Origin of the sequence: Pantoea phytostimulans (assembly GCF_046118715.1) — a bacterium.
GTDB lineage: Bacteria > Pseudomonadota > Gammaproteobacteria > Enterobacterales > Enterobacteriaceae > Pantoea > Pantoea phytostimulans.
Window position 1 is genome coordinate 3,969,368 of the sequence record NZ_CP173698.1, and the last position, 19,775, is coordinate 3,989,142.

The following is a 19,775-nucleotide window of genomic DNA, read 5'->3' on the forward strand; positions in this document are numbered from 1 at the left end:
AGACTTCCTTCTGACAAAACGCCAAGTCTGACATAAAACAGGTCCTATGAGCACTGCAAATAACCGCCAGATCGTACTCGATACAGAAACCACCGGCATGAACATGATCGGGGTTCATTATGAGGGTCACCGCATCATCGAAATCGGTGCGGTGGAAGTGATCAACCGTCGCCTGACCGGCAATAACTTTCATCTCTATTTGAAGCCCGATCGGCTGGTGGACCCCGAAGCCTTTGGCGTGCATGGTATTGCAGATGAATTTCTGGCGGACAAGCCCAGCTTCAGCGAAATCGCTGACGAGTTTCTGGATTACATTCGTGGCGCTGAATTAGTCATTCATAACGCCTCGTTTGATATCGGCTTCATGGATTACGAGTTCAGCAAGCTGCAGCGGGGAATCGAGAAAACGGAAACGTTTTGCAAGATCACCGACAGTCTCGCGATGGCGCGCAGAATGTTTCCTGGCAAGCGCAACAGTTTGGATGCGTTGTGTTCGCGCTATGAAATAGATAACAGCAAACGAACGCTGCACGGCGCATTGCTTGATGCCGAGATCCTTGCTGAAGTCTTCCTCACCATGACCGGCGGCCAAACCTCACTGACATTTTCCATGGAAGGGGACAAGTCGCAGCAAAACCAGGAAGGCGGCATCCAGCGCATTGTGCGTCCAGCGTCGGCACTGCGTGTGGTTTCTGCCAACGAAGAAGAAGTGGTGGCGCACGAATCACGTCTCGACTTAGTGATGAAGAAGGGCGGCAGCTGTTTGTGGCGCGGGTGAACCGGGTGATTTTGTTGAGGAAAACACCGTCCAGATGAAAAAAACAGCAAACGATAAGCTATGAAAGAAAAAGCGTTGACGGCGGATTTAGCTGCTATTACTATGCGCCTCGTTCTCGACGGGGAACAAAGCGCGGAGCGGTAGTTCAGTTGGTTAGAATACCTGCCTGTCACGCAGGGGGTCGCGGGTTCGAGCCCCGTCCGTTCCGCCAATCTATTTAAAGAAGCCGATTCAGAAATGAATCGGCTTTTTGCTTTTTAGCTTTTGGATAGGCGGTGGCGAATCGGCATTTTGCTCACTTCCCTAAAAGCAGGCAGGAGAGCGTGCACAAATAAAGTGCATTCACTCCCCACCTCAAATCACTCTTTCTGCACCGCGACGCTACCACGGTAATCAGCCATTTTCTCATCTACTTCACGATCGGCACGCGCCAGATAACGGTAGCAACCGCCGCCCAAAGCCACACCAATAAACCAGCTGAAATTCGCGACGGCGTGCAGAGAAGGAATAAAGCTGATCACCAGACAAATCCCTACTGAAGGCAGCAGCGCTGCAATCGCTTTCGGGTTAAATCCTCCGCGGTACCAATAGCGACCTTGCGGCGTATCGTTAAACAGCTCATCAACATAGATACGGCTGCGTTTAATCACATAAAAATCGACTAACAGAATGCCGAACAGCGGCCCAATAAACGAACCCAGCACATCCAGTGTGTAGTGAATCAGTTCAGGTGATTGAAACAGGTTCCATGGCGTTAACAAAACAGAGCCTACTGCCGCAATCATGCCGCCGGTACGGAAGCTGATTTTTTGCGGTGAGCAGTTGGAAAAGTCGAAAGCCGGAGAGACAAAGTTCGCCACGATATTGATGCCAATTGTCGCGGTGATCATGGTTAGCAAGCCAATAGCGACCGCGAGATCGTTACCCACCATGCTCACGGTTTCAATCGGATCGGTAATCATTCTGCCAAACAGCGACTGCGTTCCAGAAACAATCACCACCGTGACAATAGAAAACAGCAGGAAGTTAAACGGTAAGCCCCAGCGGTTGCCACGACGAATTTCGCCCATGCTTTTTCCATAGCGTGAGAAATCGCCAAAGTTAAGTAAAGGGCCGGAGAAATAGGAGACCACCAGCGCAGTGGCGGTGAGCATCTGCCAGCTCTGTTCACCGGTTGTCAGCTGCTTGCTGGCAAGCGTCAGTGAAATCCCATCGAAACCCGTTTTGTATACAATCCAACCCGCTAACGCCACCATCACCACGTATACCGCCGGGCCCGCCACGTCAATAAAGCGTTTAATGGCACTCATGCCATGCCAAAACACCATCGCCTGTAATAACCACATCACGCCAAAGCAGCACCAGCCCAGCAGGGATAAGCCGAGCCAGCTTGATTGCGTCATCGGCGAAAGCACAGGGAAGAATTTCAGCAGCACCAGCATTAAGGCATTAGCGGCGAGATAAGTCTGAATGCCGTACCAGGCAAAGGCGATCAAACCGCGAATCACCGCAGGAATATTGGCACCAAACACGCCAAACGCCTGACGGCAAATCACTGCATAGGGAACGCCTGCCATTTGACTCGGTTTTGCCACCAGGTTTGCGCAGATCTGCACAATGCAAATCCCGACCAGCAGGCAGAGTAAAACCTGCCAGCTGGCTAAGCCCAGCGTAAAGAAACTCGCCGCCACAACATAGCCGCCCATGCTATGCACATCCGACATCCAGAAAGAGAAAATGTTGTACCACGACCAGTTTTGATCGCGCGTCGGTGCCAGGTCTTCATTACACAGCCTTGGGCTGTAATGTGCATTGGCTTCAGAGGCCTTGCTGGCCACCGTTGTATGATTTGGCATGAAACCTGCTCCTCTGTTGATACGATGAAAATTAATTACAGCGTGAAACGGTATTGCAGGATCCAGGCCAAATTTGTTTTCTTGTATACAAAATTTCTTTTTCACGTATACGATAGTTTGCACACAGAGACTTACCGGAGCGGGTAATGAAGAGTGAAACAGGCCAGAGAACGGCCTCCGATCTGCATGATAAAGATGAACCTATCTATCAGGCGTTGATGAACGCCATCGTTGAACATCAACTACCGCCAGGCAGTAAATTGCCAGAAGAAGCGCTTTCAGAGGTTTTTGGCGTTAGCCGCACGGGCATTCGCAAGGTGTTACAACGCCTCGCCGCGGTGCAAATGATCACCCTGACGCCCAAACGCGGTGCACATGTCGCAACCCCAGGCGTTGACGAGGCGCGCGATATCTTTCGTACTCGCAGTTTAATGGAGTGCGCCAACTTGCCCGCGGTACTGGAGCATCTGCAACCGCCGCATCTGGTGGCGCTCAGCGGTTTAATCGAACAAGAAAAACAGGCACACGAGGATCGCGACGGTTCTGCGGCGATCCGCCTGTCTGCCGCCTTTCATATCCAACTGCAGGCGATCTCCGGGAATCAGGTATTAACCGAGATGGTGACGCGCCTGACGCAGCGATCTTCTCTGGTGATTGCCGCTTATGGCGCGCCGTGGCAGCGAGGCTGTCGCTGTGACGATCACGATCGTTTACTGCAATTACTGCGCGATCGTAAATTGCAGCCGCTGAGCAAGGCACTACAGCATCACTTTGATCACATCGTTTCCAGCCTTCACTTTGAGCGGAGCGGCGAAACGCTGCCCGATTTTTCACGTTTATTTTCCCGTCATAAAGGAGCGTCATCATGAGCCTGATTCAGGTGATCAATCCCAATACCAGCCTGGCGATGACCGAAACCATGGGTTTGGCGGCGCGCGCTGTTGCCGCGCCCGGCACCGAAATTCTGGCGGTTTCACCCGTCCACGGCGTGCCGTCGATTGAAGGGCATTTTGATGAAGCGATTGCCGCGATTGGGGTGCTGGAGCAAATCAAACTGGGTAAAGCACAAGGCGTAAGCGGCCATGTCATCGCCTGTTTTGGCGATCCCGGTTTACTGGCGGCGCGTGAATTAGCCAGCGGTCCGGTGATTGGGATTGCCGAGGCGGCAATGCACACCGCCACGCTGGTGGCGACGCGCTTTTCTATCGTTACGACGCTGCCACGCACGCTGGTGATTGCCCGGCATCTGTTGCAGCAATATGGCTTTACGCATCACTGCGCTGCGCTCCATGCCATCGATTTGCCGGTGCTGGCGTTGGAAGATGGCAGTGGCCTGGCGCAGGAAAAGGTGCGTGAACGCTGTATACAGGCGAAACGTGAAGATGGTAGCGGCGCGATCGTTTTAGGGTGCGGCGGCATGGCGACCTTAGCCGCCTCGTTGACCCAGGAATTAGGCATGCCGGTGATTGATGGTGTGAGCGCAGCGGTGAAAATGGTCGAGTCGCTGTTGGCGCTGGGCTTTGGCACCAGCAAGCACGGTGATTTGGCTTATCCTTTGCAGAAACCTCTCTCAGGTGCCTTTCAGCACCTAAACTAACGAGATGTTGCACTTTTACAACGGGAAGCAAGCAATGACTGAAGGTGTAGAGAAGAAAGAATACAGCTTTAATAAAAACTACCCACGCGACATGGTGGGCTACGGCGCAAATCCGCCCCATGCAGCCTGGCCAAAAGGCGCGCGCGTCGCAGTGCAGTTTGTCCTGAATTATGAAGAGGGCGCAGAGAACAGCGTATTGCATGGCGATGCGGGCTCTGAACAGTTTCTTTCAGACATCATCGGTGCCGCCAGTTATCCAGATCGTCACATGTCGATGGAATCGCTTTATGAATATGGATCGCGTGCCGGGTTCTGGCGCATCCACAACGAATTTCAAAAGCGTGGTTTGCCGCTGACGGTTTTTGGCGTGGCGATGGCGTTGGCGCGTCACCCTGAAATTGTCGAGGCGATCAAAAAAGCCGATTACGATGTCGTCAGTCACGGCTGGCGCTGGCTTCACTATCAAGGCATGGATGCAAAAACAGAACGTCAGCACATGCAGCAAGCGGTAGATGTGCTGAGCGAGCTGTTCGGTAAAGCGCCTACCGGTTGGTACACCGGACGCGACAGCCCGAATACGCGCCGCCTGGTGGTTGAGCAGGGCGGATTCACTTACGACAGTGATTATTACGGCGATGATTTACCGTTCTGGACGCAGGTAACCTGTCAGGATGGCACGGTGAAGCCGCATCTGATAATTCCCTATACGCTGGAATGCAACGATATGCGCTTTGCCTCACCGCAAGGTTTCAACACTGCCGAACAATTCTTCACCTACCTGCGTGACACCTTTGATGTGCTGTATGAAGAGGGGGAAACTGCGCCGAAGATGATGTCGATTGGTATGCATTGCCGTTTGTTGGGGCGTCCAGGCAAATTCCGCGCGTTGCAAAATTTCCTCGACCATATTCAGCAGCACAAAAAAGTCTGGATTTGTACCCGCCAGCAAATCGCCGATCATTGGGTGAAAAAACACCCGGCACCTTCCGCATAATCGCAATGAGTTCCAGCGCCAAACTGGAACTCATTTCTCCTCCTGAAATTTCAGATCCGCTCCGTTTGTGCCGCCTGACGTCAGTAGCCACTTTAGGATGACGAAGAGATGTCTGAAATTAACTGGGATCTGATCGATCAGGTCGTCTACATCAATTTAGCCGAGCGTAACGATCGTCGAGTGAGCACGCGCCGTGAACTCAAAAAATTGGGTGTACCGCAGGAAAAAATTACCCGCTTTGAGGCGATAGCTTATCAGCCTGGCTACATCGGCTGCGCCCAATCGCATTTACAGGTGCTGCAACTCGCGCAGCAGCAACAGTGGAAAAATGTGCTGATTCTGGAAGATGACATGGCATTTCATCACGACAGCGCCAGTGCTCATCGGCTGAATAAATTCTTTGCCGCGTTAACACAAATTAACTGGCACGTCGCCTTTCTGACGGCAAACTATGTGCAGGTCACGCCGTTTAAAAGCGCGGATTACCTCATTAAAGCCCATCGCGCTTTTTGCGCCTGCGCCTATATCGTTAACGCCAGCTACTTACCTGTTTTGATTGAAAATATCAGTGAAAGTATCGAGCAACTGCTGTTGGGCGGTGCTCAGCATCATTACGCGCTGGATGTACACTGGATGCCATTAATGCAGCGTGATATCTGGCTTGGCCTGTTTCCCAATCTTGGCTATCAACGTCCCGGCAGAAGCGATATTGAAAAAGGTGCCATGGATTACCGGCACCTGTTTTATAAACCGCTGAGTAAGTTGGTTTAAACGTGACGATGTAAAGCCGGCATGCTGCCTGCTTCAATCACATCAACTCATTAAACTGACCTGAGCCGCCACGATGCGCCAGCCGCACGGCAACTTCACCCAGGTTTGCTGCTGGCGACCGATCTTCTCGCTACCTTCGCGGGTAAACTCGGTGCTGCACACCGCATAATCTTCGCCAAACGTGGTGATCACCGTATTATGCAGCGTACGATTCAGCCCGGCAGAAGGGCGGGCAGCCCGGAAGGCACGAATCTCATCAATCCCATACAAATTCTCACCGGCACCCAGCCGCACGGTGCGTGCATCATGCCAAAACAGTTCGTCCAGTACGTCAATATCGTTACCGATCAGTGCTTGTTCATAGCGGTAAAAAGCCTCTGTCACTTCGGCAACAATCATGGGGCGATCAATATATTCAGATTTCATCAGGCACCTGTGATACTCATTTGTGGCAGGGTTAATCCTTGCTGCTCGAGCGCATAGGCAGCGCGCAGCGCAGCCTCTTCTTTAAACGGCGCGGCGATAAGCTGGAGTCCAATCGGCAAACCGCTTTTCGTTGCCAGCGGTACGGTACAGACCGGCAAGCCCAAAAACGAAATCGGCTGCGTTAGCATTCCCATACTGGCTTTAGCTGGCAGATCCTGACCATTAATGTGAATACTTTCCTGACCAATGGCTATCGCGCTGCACGGCGTGGCGGGCGCAATCAATACATCGAAATGGTCAAACAGCGTCAGCACCTGTTGCTGGAAATAGCGGCGGAAACGCTGCGCCTGGACATACCACGCGCCAGGCATCATCGCGCCAGCCAGCAAACGCTCACGCGAGTTGGGTTCAAACTGTTCCGGCATCTGGCGCAGCGCAGGCAAATAGTGATTACCGCCTTCCGATGCGGTCATGATGAACGCTGCTGAACGCGCCAGTTCGGCTTCTGGCATCTCCACTTCCTGGTTGGCCTGCAAGGCATGAGCCGCCACAGCCAGAGCAGTACGTGCATCTTCATCACACCAGGTTGAGAAAAAGCCACCCAATACGCCGCAGCGCAAGCCGTTGTCGCCTTGGGCTAACGCTGGAAAAGTGGGCGCAACCGGGCGATCTGCCTGAAAGGCATCACGGCTGTCGTGGCCTTGCAGCAGGTCATAAACGAGCGCCAAATCGTCCACGCGTCGGGCAAATGGACCAATATGATCAAGGCTGGCAACAAACGGATGAGTGCCGCTGCGCGATAAGCGCCCAAACGTCGGTTTCAGGCCGAAGATACCGCACAGTGAAGCGGGAACGCGAATCGATCCGTTGGTGTCTGTACCAAGCGAGAAGTGCACTAAACCTGCCGCGACCGCCGCCGCAGAACCGCCGGACGATCCGCCGGCTACGCGAGAAAGATCGCGCGGATTATGCGTCGCGCCGTAATGGCTGTTTTCAGTGGTAAAACCATAAGCGTAGGCATCCATATTCAGCATGCCGGAAAGCAGCGCGCCCGATTCACGCAGTCGGTTAACCGCCCAGGCATCTTCGCGTGCGGCAGGCCGTTCACTGAACAAGCGGGCACCCGCTAAGGTGCTATGGCCTGCAACGTCAAACAGGTTTTTTACCGCGTAAGGAATACCCGCCAGTGGCGCCAGGACTTCACCGCGCTGGCGCTGATTATCCACCTGCTCAGCTTCTTTTAACATGCGTTGCCCGGTGACTTCAGTCCAGGCGTTGAGTGCTGGATTATGTTGCTCAATCGCCTGCAGCGTGTCGGTGGCAACGTCATGCGCGCTGATATTGCCGTTTTGAATCGCCTGATGCAGCGAATGAATCGAGAGTTCACTCAGTTTCATGCTTTGTACACTCCTGCCACTTCCAGACGATCGTCGAGTGGAAACGCCATCAGCGGTGCCGCCATGCCAGCAATACGTGTCATCTGCGTCAGCAGCTCAGCGCGACGCGCCTCATCCAGCTCGACATTCAGTATCTGTTCCATTTGCGCGATATAGATCGCCCAGTCGATGTTCTGATTCATCATTCTCTCCGGTTAAAAACCTGCGGCGCTGCCGTTGCTGCGCGGATCGCTCGCGCCTTCAAACATGCCGTTGTTGTGTCGCACAATCGCACCAGCATGGCCGACCGCTTCACTGAAATCTGGCAGCAGCTCAACGTCGTGGCCCAACTGACGCAAACGTTCCAGCGTTTCGATGGAGAAGCGGCCTTCCAGCTTGAGCGAGTCAGAAGATTGCCCCCATGTGCGGCCCAGCAACCAGCGCGGCGCGCTCACCGCTTGCTGTAGCGGCATGCCCTGAATCACGTGACGCGTAAAAATTGCGGCCTGCGTTTGGGGTTGCCCATCGCCGCCCATTGAGCCGTAAACCATCACGCGGCCATCTTTCAGTCGCGCTGCCGCCGGGTTAAGGGTGTGGAAGGGTTGTTTGCCCGGTGCCAGCGCCAGCAAATGTTCAGGATCGAGGCTGAAAGCCGCGCCGCGGTTTTGCCAGGTGATCCCGGTGCCTGGCAGCACCACGCCGCTACCAAATTCGTGATAGATGCTTTGAATAAAGGAGACCGCCAGACCGCTGCTGTCCATGACGCCCATCCACACCGTATCGCCGGGACCGCGACCGGTTCCCCACGGCGCAGCACGGTCATCCTCTATTTGGCTGGCAAGCATGGCGAGGTGATCGCTGTCGAGCAACGCTTGCAGATCTTCGGTGATGTGACGCGGATCGGTAATATGCTTGTCGCGCAGCGCAAAGGCTTTTTTAGTGGCCTCAACGATGCGGTGCACGGTTTGCGCTTCATCCGCTTTCGCCATCTGCAGCCGATCGGTAATGCCAAGAATTGCCAGCGAAACCATGCCTTGAGTCGGTGGTGTCATATTCCAGATATCACCTTCGCTGTGGGCGATATGCAGCGGCGTGCAGCGCCGGGCACGCTGTTGTTGCAAGTCTTCAAGGGTAATCGGCATGCCGAGCGCGGACAGTTCACGCGCCAGATGATGCGACAAATTGCCGCGATAAAAGCTGTCGAGCCCTTCCTCAGCTAACTGGCTCAGCGTTTGCGCCAGTGCTGGCTGAGTAAAACGGCTGCCCGCTTGCGGAACATCGCCATCCGGCAAAAACGTCGCGGCAAAACCGGGCTGATGCTGCAATTCAGCGCGCTTAGCTTCGGTTGCCGCAGCCTGAGAAGCCGTCACTGGAATGCCGTCGGCAGCATACCGAAGGGCATCACGCAGTAGCCGTGCCAACGGAAGCGGCGTGCCGCCCAGTTCGCCGGAAAGCGTTAACGCTTCCTGCCAGCCGCTGACGGTGCCCGCTACGGTCAGCGCTGCTTTAGGGCCGCGATGGGGAATGTGCGGTTCATTGTGATAGAAATCGAAGTGGGCGAGGGAACCGGCTGAGCCGCTGGCATCAATAGCAATCGGGTCGCCTTGTGGCGGCATCACTAACCAAAAACCATCACCGCCTAAGCCATTCATGTGCGGATAAACCACCGCAATGGTAGAGGCTGCCGCCACCATCGCTTCAATGGCGTTGCCGCCTTCGCGCAGTACCGCCAGCGCGCTTTCACTGGCCAGATGATGCGGTGTAACCGCCATGCCCAGCGGGGCCATATTGCTCTGAATCATTCGTTTCTCGTTTTGCTTTCGGGTAACAGTAGAGAAACTAAAGCAAGAGCTGTTCCAGTTTTCACTAGGTGACAAAGCGGTGAAGCGAACCTGGCGCAAAATATGCTAGCTTGATCTGAAACGAAAGTTACAGGATGAATAATGAAACAGCTTGATGAACGGCTCAGAAGCCACTATCCCCAGCTTTCGCCGCAGGAACAGCGCATTGCTGACTTTGTCTTTGATCACTTTGATGATCTCATCAGCTACAACAGCGCTGAGCTGGCGCGGCTGAGTGGCGTGTCGAAAGCCACCGTCAGCCGCCTGTTTAAACGTTTGGGCTATGAAAAATACAAAGATATGCGCGATGAATTGCGCACCCTGCGCCAAAGTGGCATGCCGCTTACCGACAACCGTGATGCGGTGCAGGGCAACACCTTGTTGTCGCGCCACTACAAGCAGGAAATGGCGAATCTGACACAGTGGGTTAACAACATTGATGCACAGCAGTTCAGTGAAGTCATTCAGCAGTTAGCACAGGCAAAACGCATTTTTATCATTGGGATGCGCAACGCTTATCCGGTTGCTTTGCACCTGCGTCAACAGCTAATGCAGGCGCGTCCGCAGGTGCATATTCTGCCGCAGCCAGGCCAAACGCTGGCGGAAGAGTTGGTGGATATCACCCCGGATGACATGGTGGTGGTGATGGCGTTTCGTCGTCGCACGCGCATTATTCGTCCGCTGATGCAGCAGTTGCAAAGCGCTGGCGTGCCGCAACTGGCATTGTGTGAACCCCAGGCGCAGACGGTGATTTCACTGGCACGCTGGCAACTCTGCGCGCCCCTCGACAGCGTTTCTGCCTTTGACAGCTACGCTTCAGCGATGAGCCTGATTAATTTGCTGGCGAATGCGTTATTACACGAAATGTTATCTCATGGGCGTCAACGTATTCACCATATTGCCGATCTTTATCAGCAATTTGACGAGTTGGAGCACCGCTAACAGGCACCATTTTGGTGCTTTGCCTCTTTTTGGTTCATCTCCTCTTGACGGTTTAAGCGCGATTGTTACGCCGTCAATCTCCTAATGCCTCGAATAAATAACGCGTTTCTCCAGATAATGCTGGTTGGCACATTAGTTGCAAATTGCTTTATCAAGAATCTTTTGTTTCACGTAAATCTTTCACGTTAATTCACTGGGGTGCATAATGAAAAAAGTTTTGATGGCAGTGGCGACAGCGGCATTACTGATGGCACAAGCAGGCAGTGCGCTGGCTGATCAACTGCAGGATATTCAAAAGCGCGGCGTCCTTCGCGTTGCGGTACCTCAGGACTTCCCGCCGTTTGGATCGGTTGGCACTGACTTGCAGCCGCAAGGTTATGACATCGACATGGCGAAGTATCTGGCTAAACAGATGAAACTTAAGTTGCAGTTGGTGCCCGTCACCAGCGCTAACCGCGTGCCTTATCTTCAGACCGATAAAGTCGATCTGGTGATCTCCAGCATGGGTAAAAACGCTGAGCGTGAAAAGGTCATCGACTTTACGCGTGCCTATGCGCCGTTCTTCCTGGGCGTGTTTGGACCAAAAGGTGAAGAGGTGAAAGACGCGGCGGCGCTGAGCGGTAAGTCTGTTGGCGTAACGCGCGGAGCAGTTGAAGATATGGTGTTGAGCGATGTCGCGCCAAAAGATGCGCAGGTAAAACGTTATGAAGATAACAACACCACGCTGTCAGCTTATCTTTCGGGTCAGGTTCAATACGTCGCGACCGGTAACTTAGTGGTGGCTGCGATCACTCGTCAGAACCCGGCGAAAGCGCCCGTTGCCCAGTTCATGTTGAAAGATTCACCGTGCTTTATCGGTCTGAAGAAAAATGAGCCGGCGCTGAAAGATAAGATGAATGCGCTGATTGAGCAGGGCATCAAAGATGGCACGTTGAACAAACTGTCGCAAGAGTGGTTGAAAGCACCGCTGCCTGCCAACCTCGGCGCATAAGGACGAAACAATGATCGGGCAACTTAACTTTCCCGCATTGTGGCCGTATTGGCCGGAATTGCTCTCCGGCCTCTGGATCACCATTCAGCTGACGGTGCTCGCCACTGTCGGCGGTGTCGGCCTCGGTATCTTTGGCGCGGCGTTACGCAGCGGCAAACCGAGCGCGTTGAGTCGCATCTGGGCCGTGTACGTCGAACTGATCCGCAATACGCCGTTCGTGGTGCAACTCTTTTTTATCGTATTCGGTTTACCCAATCTCGGGCTGAAACTCACTGCGGGTGAAGCTGCGCTGCTGGCGATGCTAATTAACCTTGGCGCGTACAGCACCGAAATTATTCGCGCCGGCATTCAGGTGACACCTAAAGGGCAATGGGAAGCGGGACGCGTATTGGGATTAACCCGCAGCCAGACATTTCTGCGCGTGGTGCTGCCGCCGTCGCTGCAGCGTATTTACCCCGCGCTGGTCAGCCAATGCATCATCGTGATGCTGGGATCGTCAGTGGTGTCACAGGTTTCCTATGAAGAACTGACGTTTGCTGCCAACCTGATTCAGTCACGCACCTTTTTGAGCTTTGAAGTCTATCTGGTGACCACGCTGATCTATCTGGCGTTGTCCATTGCCATGCGTCAGCTGCTGCTGGGCATTGGCCGCAAATGGTTTGGAGTGCAGGCATGATGACGAGCTTTACCGATTGGGACATCGTGCGCAACTTACTGCTGGCGGCGCGCTGGACCATTTTATTATCGCTGGTGGCGTTTTTTGGCGGCACGGTCGTCACGCTTCCGCTGCTGTTTATGCGCTTGCTAAAACGCAAATGGCTGTCGCGTGCGGTTCGCGCTTACACCGAACTGTTTCAGGGCACGCCGCTGCTGATGCAGCTGTTTCTGGCTTTTTTCGGCGTCGGGATGTTCGGGATTGATGTTGCACCCTGGACCGCGGCGTCGGTTGCTTTAACGCTCTATACCAGCGCCTTCCTGGTCGATATCTGGTACGGCAGCATTAATGCGCTACCCAAAGGCCAATGGGAAGCGTCGCGCTGCCTGGGACTCAATTTCGGTCAAACACTGATGCGAGTCATTACACCGCAGGCGATTCGTATCGCCATCGCGCCCACCGTGGGCTTTGCCGTGCAGGTCATCAAAGGCACCGCGCTGGCTTCCATCATCGGTTTCATTGAGCTGACTAAAGCGGGCACGATTTTAAATAACGTGACCTATCAGCCATTTAAAGTATTCGGGTTGGTGGCACTGGGCTACTTCCTGATGTGTTATCCGCTGTCTCGCTACAGCCAGTATCTGGAGAAAAAATTCAATGCCGCTCATCACCATTAATCAGGTGCAGAAATATTACGGCACAAACCATGTGCTGAAAGGCGTCGATCTGGATGTCGATATGGGTGAAGTCATCTCCATTATTGGTCGCAGCGGATCGGGGAAAAGTACGCTGTTACGCTGCATGAATGGCCTTGAAGGTTATCAGGAAGGCAGTATTAAGCTGGGCGGAATGACCATCACCGATCGTGAGTCACAGGCGCGTGAAATCAGCCGTTCGGTTGGGATGGTGTTTCAGAACTTCAATCTGTTTCCGCACATGACGGCGCTGGAAAACGTCATGCTGGCGCCGCGCCGCGTGCTGAAAAAGGGTGAAGCCGAGTGCCGTGAACTGGCGGCGCAGATGCTGGATAAAGTCGGCCTCGGCGAACGACTGAACTACTATCCTTCCAGCCTTTCCGGCGGCCAGCAGCAGCGCGTGGCGATTGCCCGTGCGCTGGCGATGACGCCTAAAGTTTTACTCTGTGACGAGATCACCTCGGCGCTCGATCCTGAATTGGTTGGCGAAGTGCTGAAGGTATTAGAAAAGCTGGCGGCAGAAGGCATGACGCTGATTCTCGTTACGCATGAAATGAACTTCGCCCGCGACGTGGGCGATCGTGTGGTCTTTATGCATCAGGGGCGCGTCTGGGAGCAGGGCGACAGTAAAACGCTGTTCGCGAATCCGCAAACACCAGAGCTGAAGCAGTTTATCTCCTCAGTCCGCCTCTAAGTGTCTAACAAGGAATTCACCATGGATATCACCCAATTCTCACAACTTAATCCCCCTCAACGCCTGCTGATGGGACCAGGGCCGATCAACGCCGATCCACGCGTACTGCGTGCGATGTCGAGCCAGTTACTGGGTCAGTACGATCCCGCCATGACGCATTACATGAATGAAGTGATGGCGCTCTATCGTGGCGTGTTTCGTACTGAAAACCGCTGGACGATGCTGGTTGATGGCACTTCACGCGCCGGTATCGAAGCGATTCTGCTGTCGGCAATTCGTCCAGGCGACAAAGTGTTGGTGCCGGTATTTGGACGTTTTGGTCATTTGCTGTGTGAGATTGCTCGCCGCTGTCGCGCTGAAGTGCACACCATTGAGGTGCCGTGGGGCGAAGTCTTTACGCCCGATCAGGTGGAAGATGCCATTAAACGCGTGAAGCCGCGCCTGCTGTTGACGGTACAGGGCGACACGTCCACCACCATGCTGCAACCGCTGGCGGAGTTGGGAGCGATCTGTAAAAAGTACGGCGTGCTGTTCTATACCGATGCCACCGCTTCGCTGGCCGGCAACGCGCTGGAAACCGATGCGTGGGGGTTGGACGCGGTTTCTGCTGGCATGCAAAAGTGCCTTGGCGGCCCGTCTGGCACCTCGCCGATTACGCTGAGCGCCGAAATGGAAGCCGTGATCCGCAAACGCAAATGTGTGGAAGAGGGGATTCGCACTGACGCGCATCAGGATGGCGACGACGAGATGATCTACTCCAACTATTTCGATCTTGGCATGGTGATGGATTACTGGGGACCCGAGCGCCTGAATCACCACACTGAAGCGACCACCGCGCTGTTTGGCGCCCGGGAATGCGCGCGTTTGATCCTGCAGGAAGGACTGGATAACGGCATTGCGCGCCACCAACTGCATGGCGAAGCGATGTTGAAAGGGATTCAGGGCATGGGACTGGAAACCTTCGGCGACCTGAAACACAAAATGAATAACGTATTGGGCGTGGTGATTCCGCAGGGCGTTAATGGCGATCAGGTACGCAAACTGATGCTGGACGATTTCGCTATCGAAATCGGTACCTCGTTTGGCCCGCTGCACGGCAAAGTCTGGCGTATCGGCACTATGGGTTACAACGCACGAAAAGATTGCGTGATGCAAACGCTGTCTGCGCTGGAAAGCGTGTTAACGCATCTGGGTTATCGCACCCCGCAAGGTGCGGCTTCACAAGCGGCGTGGGATCACTACGGGAGCCATGCATGAAAATGAACGCCAGCGAAGCGCAAACCGCCGCGCTGCGCGTGATGACGCGCTGTGACGCGCTGGCAGAGATCAGCGAGTCGGCCGACGGATTAACCCGAGTTTATCTGTCACCAGAGCATTTGCGCGCCAACGCCTGCGTGGGTGAATGGATGAAAGCCGCCGGTATGCAGGTTTGGCAAGATGCCGTCGGCAATATCTGTGGGCGTTACGAAGCCGCTGAAGTGGGTGCACCTGCGCTGTTGTTGGGTTCGCATCTTGATACGGTACGCAACGCGGGTCGCTACGACGGTATGCTTGGCGTCTTAACCGCCATTGAAACCGTGCAATGGCTGCATGAACATCAGCAACGCTTGCCGCTGGCGATTGAGATTATAGGTTTTGGCGACGAGGAGGGTACGCGTTTCGGCATTACGCTGTTAGGCAGCCGCGGCATTACCGGCACCTGGCCGGAAAGCTGGGTAACCCATCCCGATGGCAACGGCATTACCGTGGCACAGGCGATGAGCGACGTCGGACTCGACAGCACCCAAATCCATCGCGCAGCACGAGATGTTAACGAGATCGTGGCCTATCTGGAATTGCATATCGAACAGGGGCCTTGTCTGGAGCAAGAGAACCTGGCGCTCGGCGTGGTCACCGCCATTAATGGTGCACGTCGCCTGAATTGCCGCTTCACCGGCGAAGCGGGTCACGCGGGCACGGTGCCGATGACGCATCGCAAAGATGCGCTGGCCGCTGCTGCCGAATGGATGGTGTTTATCGAACACACCACGCGCGAACAGGACCCGCAACTGGTGGCCACCGTGGGCACCTTAAGTTGCGCGCCTGGCGCGGTGAATGTCATTCCTGGCGAAGCCGATTTGTCGCTGGATGTACGCGGGCCACAAGACGATCCGCTGGAAGCCTTGCTGTCGACGCTGTTGACGCAAGCTGAAGCGATCGCGCTGCGTCGTGGTTTGCGTTTCGAATCCCATGAGTATTATCGCATTGCGGCAACGGCCTGCGATCCACTGTTGCAGCAGGCTTTGAGCCACGCGGTAGAAACCGTGCAGGGCCGAAGTGTGTCGCTGCCGAGCGGCGCGGGACATGATGCCATCGCGATTGCCGAACGCTGGCCGGTTGGGATGTTGTTTGTGCGCAACGATCGTGGCATCAGTCATCATCCGGCAGAATCGGTTATGGCTGAGGATGTGGCACCCGCCGTTCAGGCCTATTTGCAGGCGATCTGTCATATTGCAGAACAGAATCGCTGAACGGATTCATTAAAGGGAGAGAAGCATGGAATTAGCCGTTTTTAATCAGCTTTCCGCTGATGATGCTATCGCTTCAATTGCTCATTGCGTGGCGATTCCCGCCTGGCAACAGGCGCTGGCAGCAGCGCGCCCTTATACGTCGCTCGAGGCGCTGCTCGCCGAGGGCGATCGATTGGCGCGTCAATGGCAGGGCACCGATCTTCAGCAGGCACTCTCTGCACATCCGCGTATTGGCGATCGGGTAAGTGGCGGGAGTAAAGAGGCTTCGCTGTCGCGTGGCGAGCAATCTGCGATGCAGCAGGCTGATAACACGTTGCAACAGGCGATGTTGCAAGGCAATCAGCGCTACGAAGCCCGCTTTGGTCGGGTATTTTTGATTCGCGCAAAAGGGCGTAGCGGCGAAGAGATGCTGGCAGAGTTACAGCGTCGTCTGGGCAATGACCCGCAAAGCGAGCAGCAGGAAGCGCTGGATCAACTGCGAGAAATCACCTTGTTACGTCTTAAGGAGAGCATGGCATGAGCACCATTACTACTCACATTCTTGATACCGCGCTGGGCAAACCGGCAATCGGCGTGGCGATTTCACTGGAGCAAAATAGCCCGGAAGGATGGCTTCCCGTTTCTGAAGGCGTCACTGACAGCGATGGGCGGCTGAAAGATTTAACGCCAGAACCGGTATCGCCAGGACATTATCGCCTGACCGCCGAAATTGGTGATTACTTTGCGGTTGCAGGTCGCGATGCGCTGTATGTCAGCGCCCAAATTGATTTTGTCATTGCCGAGGCGGGCAGCCATTTCCACCTGCCGTTTTTGATTTCGCCCTGGTCATGGTCGACTTATCGGGGAAGTTAAGGGGCTCTTAGTGGGTGCGCGCTGTCCCCCATCCCGGCCTTCCCCCGCATCGCGGGGGAAGGAGACGCTGCCACATGCCGTCTCATTACTGACATAGAGCAGCATCTTCCTCCCCCATTTATGGGGGAGGAGCGAGGTGGGGGACAAAAGACCTCGCACTTTAGAGGAGCGAGGTGGGGGACAAAAGACCTCGCACTTTAGCAGTCCGAGGCGGGAAAAGCGCAGCCCATCACGTCAGCGAAAAATCATCTGCATCGCGCCATGCCGGGAAGCGTTCGCGGTAGGCGTTCAATTCATCCAGTGAAAGCTCAGCATCGAGGCGCGCCGGTTTAAAGGGTTCGGCGGCGCTGATGATCTCTCCTTGCGGCGAAATAATCCGGCTATCACCGCTGTATTGATGCTGATTGCCATCGCTACCTACGCGATTACAACCCGCCACATAAGCCTGATTCTCAATGGCCCGCGCTAATAACAGCGCTTGCCAGTGCAGCGCGCGCGGCGCAGGCCAGTTCGCAACAAACAGCGCCAGATCGTAATCATTGCGGTTGCGGGAAAAGACCGGGAAACGCAGGTCATAACAGATTTGTGGCAGGATACGCCAGCCACGCCAGCTGAAGACCTCACGGGTTGCGCCCGGCAGATAATGATGATGTTCATCGGCCATGCGGAACAGATGACGCTTGTCATACTGATGCAGCGTACCATTTGGCTCAACCAGCAAAAAACGGTTCACCGCACCGTTTTCAGTTTGGATCGCCGCGCTGCCGCCAACCAACGCATCCGTGGCACGTGCATGCCCGTGTAACCATTCCACCACCTGCGCTTGTGGCAGCGAGCTTTTCGCCGCTTCCATAGCAAACCCGGTGGTAAACATTTCAGGCAGCAGAATCACATCCCGGCCATGAATACCCTTCAGAACCTGATCAAAATGGCGTAGGTTAGCTTCGCCATCCATCCAGCTCAGCGTTTCCTGCAAAACCGTGATATTTAAAGCTGACATAAACGCTCCGCAGCGGCATCCAGCGTCGCTTCTTGTTTAGCAAAACAGAGGCGAATTAGCTTGTGTGGGAATGGATCGGCACAGAATACCGATAACGGAATCGCGGCGACACCCACTTCTTTGGTCAACCATTGACAGAAACTCACATCATCCAGATCAGAAATCGCGCTGTAATCGGCGAGCAGGAAATAAGTGCCTTCACAAGGCAGCACCTCAAAGCGGCTTTTGCTCAATGCCTGAATCAAACGATCGCGGCGGGCACGGTAAAACTCCGGCAGTTCACGATAGTGTTCAGGTTCCTCACGTAGCATATCGGCAATGGCGAGTTGGGCAGGGGTATTCACGGAGAATGTCAGGTATTGGTGCACTTTGCGGATCTCAGCGCTGATCGCCGCAGGTGCGATGCAGTAACCCACTTTCCAGCCGGTCATGTGAAAGGTTTTACCAAATGACGATACGGCAACCGCACGTTGACGCAACCCGGCATGCGCCAGCACGCTGGCATGACCTTCTTCGGCAAAGCAAATGTGCTCGTAAACTTCGTCGCTTAGTACATAGATTTCTTGATCGGCAATCGCCTGCCACAGCGCGGCATAATCACTTTTGCGCCACACAGTCGCGGAAGGGTTGTGCGGTGTATTCAGGATCACCAAACGGGTTTTATCGCTGAGCAACGTGCTGAATTCAGCCCAATCAACGCGAAAACCCGGCGGTTGCAGGGCGATGCGTTTCAACACGCCGCCCGCCAGTTGTACCGCGGGTGCGTAGCTGTCATAGCTGGGATCAAAGCAGATCACTTCGTCGCCTGGACGCACCAGTGCGGTGATCGATGCATACAACGCTTCGGTCGCGCCTGCAGTAACGGTAATCTCACTGTCGATATCTGCCTGGTGGCCATAAAGCTCAGCGGTTTTAGCGGCAATCGCTTCACGCAGCGGCAGCGTACCAGTCATTGGCGCATACTGATTCGCGCCCTGGCTAACATGATACGCCAGACGTTCCTGCAAATAGCGCGGGCCATCAAAATCAGGAAAGCCCTGGGAAAGATTGATTGCGTTGTGCTGCTGCGCCAGCGCGCTCATTTGCGTAAAAATGGTGGTGCCGAGGGCAGGTAATTTGCTCTCAGGAATCAGGTTGTGCTGCGTCATTGTTCTTGGGCCTATAAGCGCGAATGTCGTTGCGGAGTAACCTTGTGTTGTTGTCACTATAAACAGGATGCTAGTATTTGGCAATCAAGACGCTTAGATGGCTATATCCGTCATACTTCGCGCTGCAGATGCGTTGGCTGCTCGCATTTCACCCCGGTCACTTACCTGAGTAAGCTCCCGGGGATTCATGCGTTTGCCGCCTTCCTGCAACCCGAATTATTTAGGGTATCTACCCGTCATGCTTCGCGCTGCAGATGCGTTGGCTACCCGCATTTCACCCCGGTCACTTACCTGAGTAAGCTCCCGGGGATTCATGCGTTTGCCGCCTTCCTGCAACCCGAATTATTGAGGATATCTATCCGTCATGCTTCGCGCTGCAGATGCGTTGGCTGCTCGAATTTCACCCCGGTCACTTACCTGAGTAAGCTCCCGGGGATTCATGCGTTTGCCGCCTTCCTGCAACCCGAATTATTTAGGGTATCTACCCGTCATGCTTCGCGCTGCAGATGCGTTGGCTGCCCGCATTTCACCCCGGTCACTTACCTGAGTAAGCTCCCGGGGATTCATGCGTTTGCCGCCTTCCTGCAACCCGAATTATTTAGGGTATCTACCCGTCATGCTTCGCGCTGCAGATGCGTTGGCTGCCCGC

21 protein-coding genes and 1 tRNA gene are annotated in these 19,775 nt (G+C 54.6%); 15 read left to right on the forward strand and 7 right to left on the reverse strand.

The window, feature by feature from the left end:
* Positions 1–46: 46 nt before the first annotated feature.
* Positions 47–778 (forward strand): DNA polymerase III subunit epsilon, encoded by a 732-nt coding sequence (dnaQ, locus tag ACF2G4_RS18365; protein ID WP_215847546.1) that lies wholly within the window; start codon positions 47–49, stop codon positions 776–778.
* Positions 779–912: 134 nt separating this feature from the next.
* A tRNA-Asp gene (locus tag ACF2G4_RS18370) sits at positions 913–989 on the forward strand.
* Between the two features lie 148 nt (positions 990–1,137).
* Here the strand turns inward: ACF2G4_RS18370 and ACF2G4_RS18375 are convergent.
* The gene (locus tag ACF2G4_RS18375; RefSeq protein ID WP_215847545.1) at positions 1,138–2,634 is read right to left on the reverse strand and encodes an NCS1 family nucleobase:cation symporter-1; all 1,497 of its coding nucleotides are present in this window, start codon (positions 2,632–2,634) and stop codon (positions 1,138–1,140) included.
* Positions 2,635–2,780: 146 nt separating this feature from the next.
* Between ACF2G4_RS18375 and ACF2G4_RS18380 the strand changes: the two genes are divergently transcribed.
* The 4 genes from ACF2G4_RS18380 to ACF2G4_RS18395 all read left to right on the forward strand — a co-directional run bounded on the left by ACF2G4_RS18380 (position 2,781) and on the right by ACF2G4_RS18395 (position 5,996).
* Positions 2,781–3,503 carry a GntR family transcriptional regulator gene (locus ACF2G4_RS18380; RefSeq protein ID WP_409075271.1) on the forward strand — a complete coding sequence of 241 codons (723 nt, stop codon included), beginning with the start codon at positions 2,781–2,783 and terminating at the stop codon, positions 3,501–3,503.
* Entirely contained in the window at positions 3,500–4,231 is a 732-nt protein-coding gene (hpxA, locus tag ACF2G4_RS18385; protein ID WP_243080089.1) for an allantoin racemase, read from the forward strand. The genes ACF2G4_RS18380 and hpxA overlap by 4 nt, the downstream gene beginning before the upstream one ends.
* Positions 4,232–4,265: 34 nt before the next feature.
* A complete protein-coding gene (gene puuE, locus ACF2G4_RS18390) occupies positions 4,266–5,225 on the forward strand; it encodes an allantoinase PuuE (RefSeq protein WP_215847542.1) in 960 nt (319 codons plus the stop codon).
* A 108-nt stretch (positions 5,226–5,333) separates the two neighbouring features.
* Complete coding sequence (locus ACF2G4_RS18395) at positions 5,334–5,996, forward strand: glycosyltransferase family 25 protein (RefSeq protein WP_243080088.1); 663 nt, start codon at positions 5,334–5,336, stop codon at positions 5,994–5,996.
* A 42-nt stretch (positions 5,997–6,038) separates the two neighbouring features.
* On the opposite strand, the gene hpxZ is transcribed toward ACF2G4_RS18395, so the two are convergent.
* The 4 genes from hpxZ to ACF2G4_RS18415 are packed head-to-tail and all read right to left on the reverse strand — an operon-like array spanning position 6,039 to position 9,600.
* Complete coding sequence (gene hpxZ, locus ACF2G4_RS18400) at positions 6,039–6,422, reverse strand: oxalurate catabolism protein HpxZ (RefSeq protein ID WP_215847540.1); 384 nt, start codon at positions 6,420–6,422, stop codon at positions 6,039–6,041.
* The gene (locus ACF2G4_RS18405) at positions 6,422–7,819 is read right to left on the reverse strand and encodes an AtzE family amidohydrolase (RefSeq protein ID WP_332624944.1); all 1,398 of its coding nucleotides are present in this window, start codon (positions 7,817–7,819) and stop codon (positions 6,422–6,424) included. The genes hpxZ and ACF2G4_RS18405 overlap by 1 nt, the downstream gene beginning before the upstream one ends.
* Positions 7,816–8,001: an oxalurate catabolism protein HpxX gene (hpxX, locus tag ACF2G4_RS18410; RefSeq protein ID WP_215848331.1), complete on the reverse strand. Its 186-nt coding sequence runs from the start codon at positions 7,999–8,001 to the stop codon at positions 7,816–7,818. The genes ACF2G4_RS18405 and hpxX overlap by 4 nt, the downstream gene beginning before the upstream one ends.
* Positions 8,002–8,013: 12 nt before the next feature.
* Positions 8,014–9,600 carry a gamma-glutamyltransferase family protein gene (locus ACF2G4_RS18415; protein WP_215847538.1) on the reverse strand — a complete coding sequence of 529 codons (1,587 nt, stop codon included), beginning with the start codon at positions 9,598–9,600 and terminating at the stop codon, positions 8,014–8,016.
* A gap of 141 nt (positions 9,601–9,741) precedes the next feature.
* On the opposite strand from ACF2G4_RS18415, the gene hpxU reads away from it, so the two are divergent.
* From hpxU to uraH, 9 genes are all read left to right on the forward strand, one after another.
* Positions 9,742–10,581: a MurR/RpiR family transcriptional regulator HpxU gene (gene hpxU / locus ACF2G4_RS18420; RefSeq protein WP_215847537.1), complete on the forward strand. Its 840-nt coding sequence runs from the start codon at positions 9,742–9,744 to the stop codon at positions 10,579–10,581.
* Between the two features lie 205 nt (positions 10,582–10,786).
* Positions 10,787–11,572 (forward strand): transporter substrate-binding domain-containing protein, encoded by a 786-nt coding sequence (locus tag ACF2G4_RS18425; protein ID WP_215847536.1) that lies wholly within the window; start codon positions 10,787–10,789, stop codon positions 11,570–11,572.
* A 10-nt stretch (positions 11,573–11,582) separates the two neighbouring features.
* Positions 11,583–12,248, forward strand: a complete 666-nt coding sequence (locus tag ACF2G4_RS18430; protein WP_409075272.1) for an amino acid ABC transporter permease — start codon at positions 11,583–11,585, stop codon at positions 12,246–12,248.
* Positions 12,248–12,904, forward strand: a complete 657-nt coding sequence (locus ACF2G4_RS18435; RefSeq protein ID WP_243080097.1) for an amino acid ABC transporter permease — start codon at positions 12,248–12,250, stop codon at positions 12,902–12,904. The genes ACF2G4_RS18430 and ACF2G4_RS18435 overlap by 1 nt, the downstream gene beginning before the upstream one ends.
* On the forward strand, positions 12,885–13,616 hold the full coding sequence (locus ACF2G4_RS18440) for an amino acid ABC transporter ATP-binding protein (RefSeq protein WP_243080084.1): 732 nt from the start codon (positions 12,885–12,887) through the stop codon (positions 13,614–13,616). The genes ACF2G4_RS18435 and ACF2G4_RS18440 overlap by 20 nt, the downstream gene beginning before the upstream one ends.
* Before the next feature lie 21 nt (positions 13,617–13,637).
* Entirely contained in the window at positions 13,638–14,873 is a 1,236-nt protein-coding gene (locus ACF2G4_RS18445; protein ID WP_215847533.1) for an alanine--glyoxylate aminotransferase family protein, read from the forward strand.
* Complete coding sequence (gene hpxK / locus ACF2G4_RS18450) at positions 14,870–16,126, forward strand: allantoate amidohydrolase (RefSeq protein WP_409075273.1); 1,257 nt, start codon at positions 14,870–14,872, stop codon at positions 16,124–16,126. Before ACF2G4_RS18445 ends, hpxK begins: the two co-directional genes overlap by 4 nt.
* 25 nt (positions 16,127–16,151) lie before the next feature.
* Positions 16,152–16,646 (forward strand): 2-oxo-4-hydroxy-4-carboxy-5-ureidoimidazoline decarboxylase, encoded by a 495-nt coding sequence (uraD, locus tag ACF2G4_RS18455; RefSeq protein ID WP_409075274.1) that lies wholly within the window; start codon positions 16,152–16,154, stop codon positions 16,644–16,646.
* On the forward strand, positions 16,643–16,978 hold the full coding sequence (uraH, locus tag ACF2G4_RS18460; RefSeq protein ID WP_215847530.1) for a hydroxyisourate hydrolase: 336 nt from the start codon (positions 16,643–16,645) through the stop codon (positions 16,976–16,978). Before uraD ends, uraH begins: the two co-directional genes overlap by 4 nt.
* 229 nt (positions 16,979–17,207) lie before the next feature.
* Here the strand turns inward: uraH and ACF2G4_RS18465 are convergent, their stop codons facing one another.
* Together ACF2G4_RS18465 and ACF2G4_RS18470 are read right to left on the reverse strand one after the other, a co-directional pair.
* A complete protein-coding gene (locus ACF2G4_RS18465) occupies positions 17,208–17,978 on the reverse strand; it encodes an amidohydrolase (RefSeq protein WP_332624942.1) in 771 nt (256 codons plus the stop codon).
* Positions 17,966–19,126 (reverse strand): pyridoxal phosphate-dependent aminotransferase, encoded by a 1,161-nt coding sequence (locus ACF2G4_RS18470; protein WP_409075275.1) that lies wholly within the window; start codon positions 19,124–19,126, stop codon positions 17,966–17,968. The genes ACF2G4_RS18465 and ACF2G4_RS18470 overlap by 13 nt, the downstream gene beginning before the upstream one ends.
* Positions 19,127–19,775: the final 649 nt, after the last annotated feature.

What these genes read in the sequence shown, in the direction of transcription:
- ACF2G4_RS18425 (WP_215847536.1), top strand. Translation starts at nt 10,787, where the DNA reads ATGAAAAAAGTTTTGATGGCAGTGGCGACAGCGGCATTACTGATGGCA.
- ACF2G4_RS18395 (WP_243080088.1), top strand. Translation starts at nt 5,334, where the DNA reads ATGTCTGAAATTAACTGGGATCTGATCGATCAGGTCGTCTACATCAAT.
- ACF2G4_RS18415 (WP_215847538.1), bottom strand. Translation starts at nt 9,600, where the DNA reads ATGATTCAGAGCAATATGGCCCCGCTGGGCATGGCGGTTACACCGCAT.
- ACF2G4_RS18470 (WP_409075275.1), bottom strand. Translation starts at nt 19,126, where the DNA reads ATGACGCAGCACAACCTGATTCCTGAGAGCAAATTACCTGCCCTCGGC.
- ACF2G4_RS18445 (WP_215847533.1), top strand. Translation starts at nt 13,638, where the DNA reads ATGGATATCACCCAATTCTCACAACTTAATCCCCCTCAACGCCTGCTG.
- ACF2G4_RS18465 (WP_332624942.1), bottom strand. Translation starts at nt 17,978, where the DNA reads ATGTCAGCTTTAAATATCACGGTTTTGCAGGAAACGCTGAGCTGGATG.
- ACF2G4_RS18430 (WP_409075272.1), top strand. Translation starts at nt 11,583, where the DNA reads ATGATCGGGCAACTTAACTTTCCCGCATTGTGGCCGTATTGGCCGGAA.
- ACF2G4_RS18405 (WP_332624944.1), bottom strand. Translation starts at nt 7,819, where the DNA reads ATGAAACTGAGTGAACTCTCGATTCATTCGCTGCATCAGGCGATTCAA.
- puuE (WP_215847542.1), top strand. Translation starts at nt 4,266, where the DNA reads ATGACTGAAGGTGTAGAGAAGAAAGAATACAGCTTTAATAAAAACTAC.
- ACF2G4_RS18375 (WP_215847545.1), bottom strand. Translation starts at nt 2,634, where the DNA reads ATGCCAAATCATACAACGGTGGCCAGCAAGGCCTCTGAAGCCAATGCA.
- hpxU (WP_215847537.1), top strand. Translation starts at nt 9,742, where the DNA reads ATGAAACAGCTTGATGAACGGCTCAGAAGCCACTATCCCCAGCTTTCG.
- ACF2G4_RS18380 (WP_409075271.1), top strand. Translation starts at nt 2,781, where the DNA reads ATGAAGAGTGAAACAGGCCAGAGAACGGCCTCCGATCTGCATGATAAA.
- uraH (WP_215847530.1), top strand. Translation starts at nt 16,643, where the DNA reads ATGAGCACCATTACTACTCACATTCTTGATACCGCGCTGGGCAAACCG.
- hpxA (WP_243080089.1), top strand. Translation starts at nt 3,500, where the DNA reads ATGAGCCTGATTCAGGTGATCAATCCCAATACCAGCCTGGCGATGACC.
- dnaQ (WP_215847546.1), top strand. Translation starts at nt 47, where the DNA reads ATGAGCACTGCAAATAACCGCCAGATCGTACTCGATACAGAAACCACC.
- ACF2G4_RS18435 (WP_243080097.1), top strand. Translation starts at nt 12,248, where the DNA reads ATGACGAGCTTTACCGATTGGGACATCGTGCGCAACTTACTGCTGGCG.
- hpxZ (WP_215847540.1), bottom strand. Translation starts at nt 6,422, where the DNA reads ATGAAATCTGAATATATTGATCGCCCCATGATTGTTGCCGAAGTGACA.
- hpxK (WP_409075273.1), top strand. Translation starts at nt 14,870, where the DNA reads ATGAAAATGAACGCCAGCGAAGCGCAAACCGCCGCGCTGCGCGTGATG.
- hpxX (WP_215848331.1), bottom strand. Translation starts at nt 8,001, where the DNA reads ATGAATCAGAACATCGACTGGGCGATCTATATCGCGCAAATGGAACAG.
- uraD (WP_409075274.1), top strand. Translation starts at nt 16,152, where the DNA reads ATGGAATTAGCCGTTTTTAATCAGCTTTCCGCTGATGATGCTATCGCT.
- ACF2G4_RS18440 (WP_243080084.1), top strand. Translation starts at nt 12,885, where the DNA reads ATGCCGCTCATCACCATTAATCAGGTGCAGAAATATTACGGCACAAAC.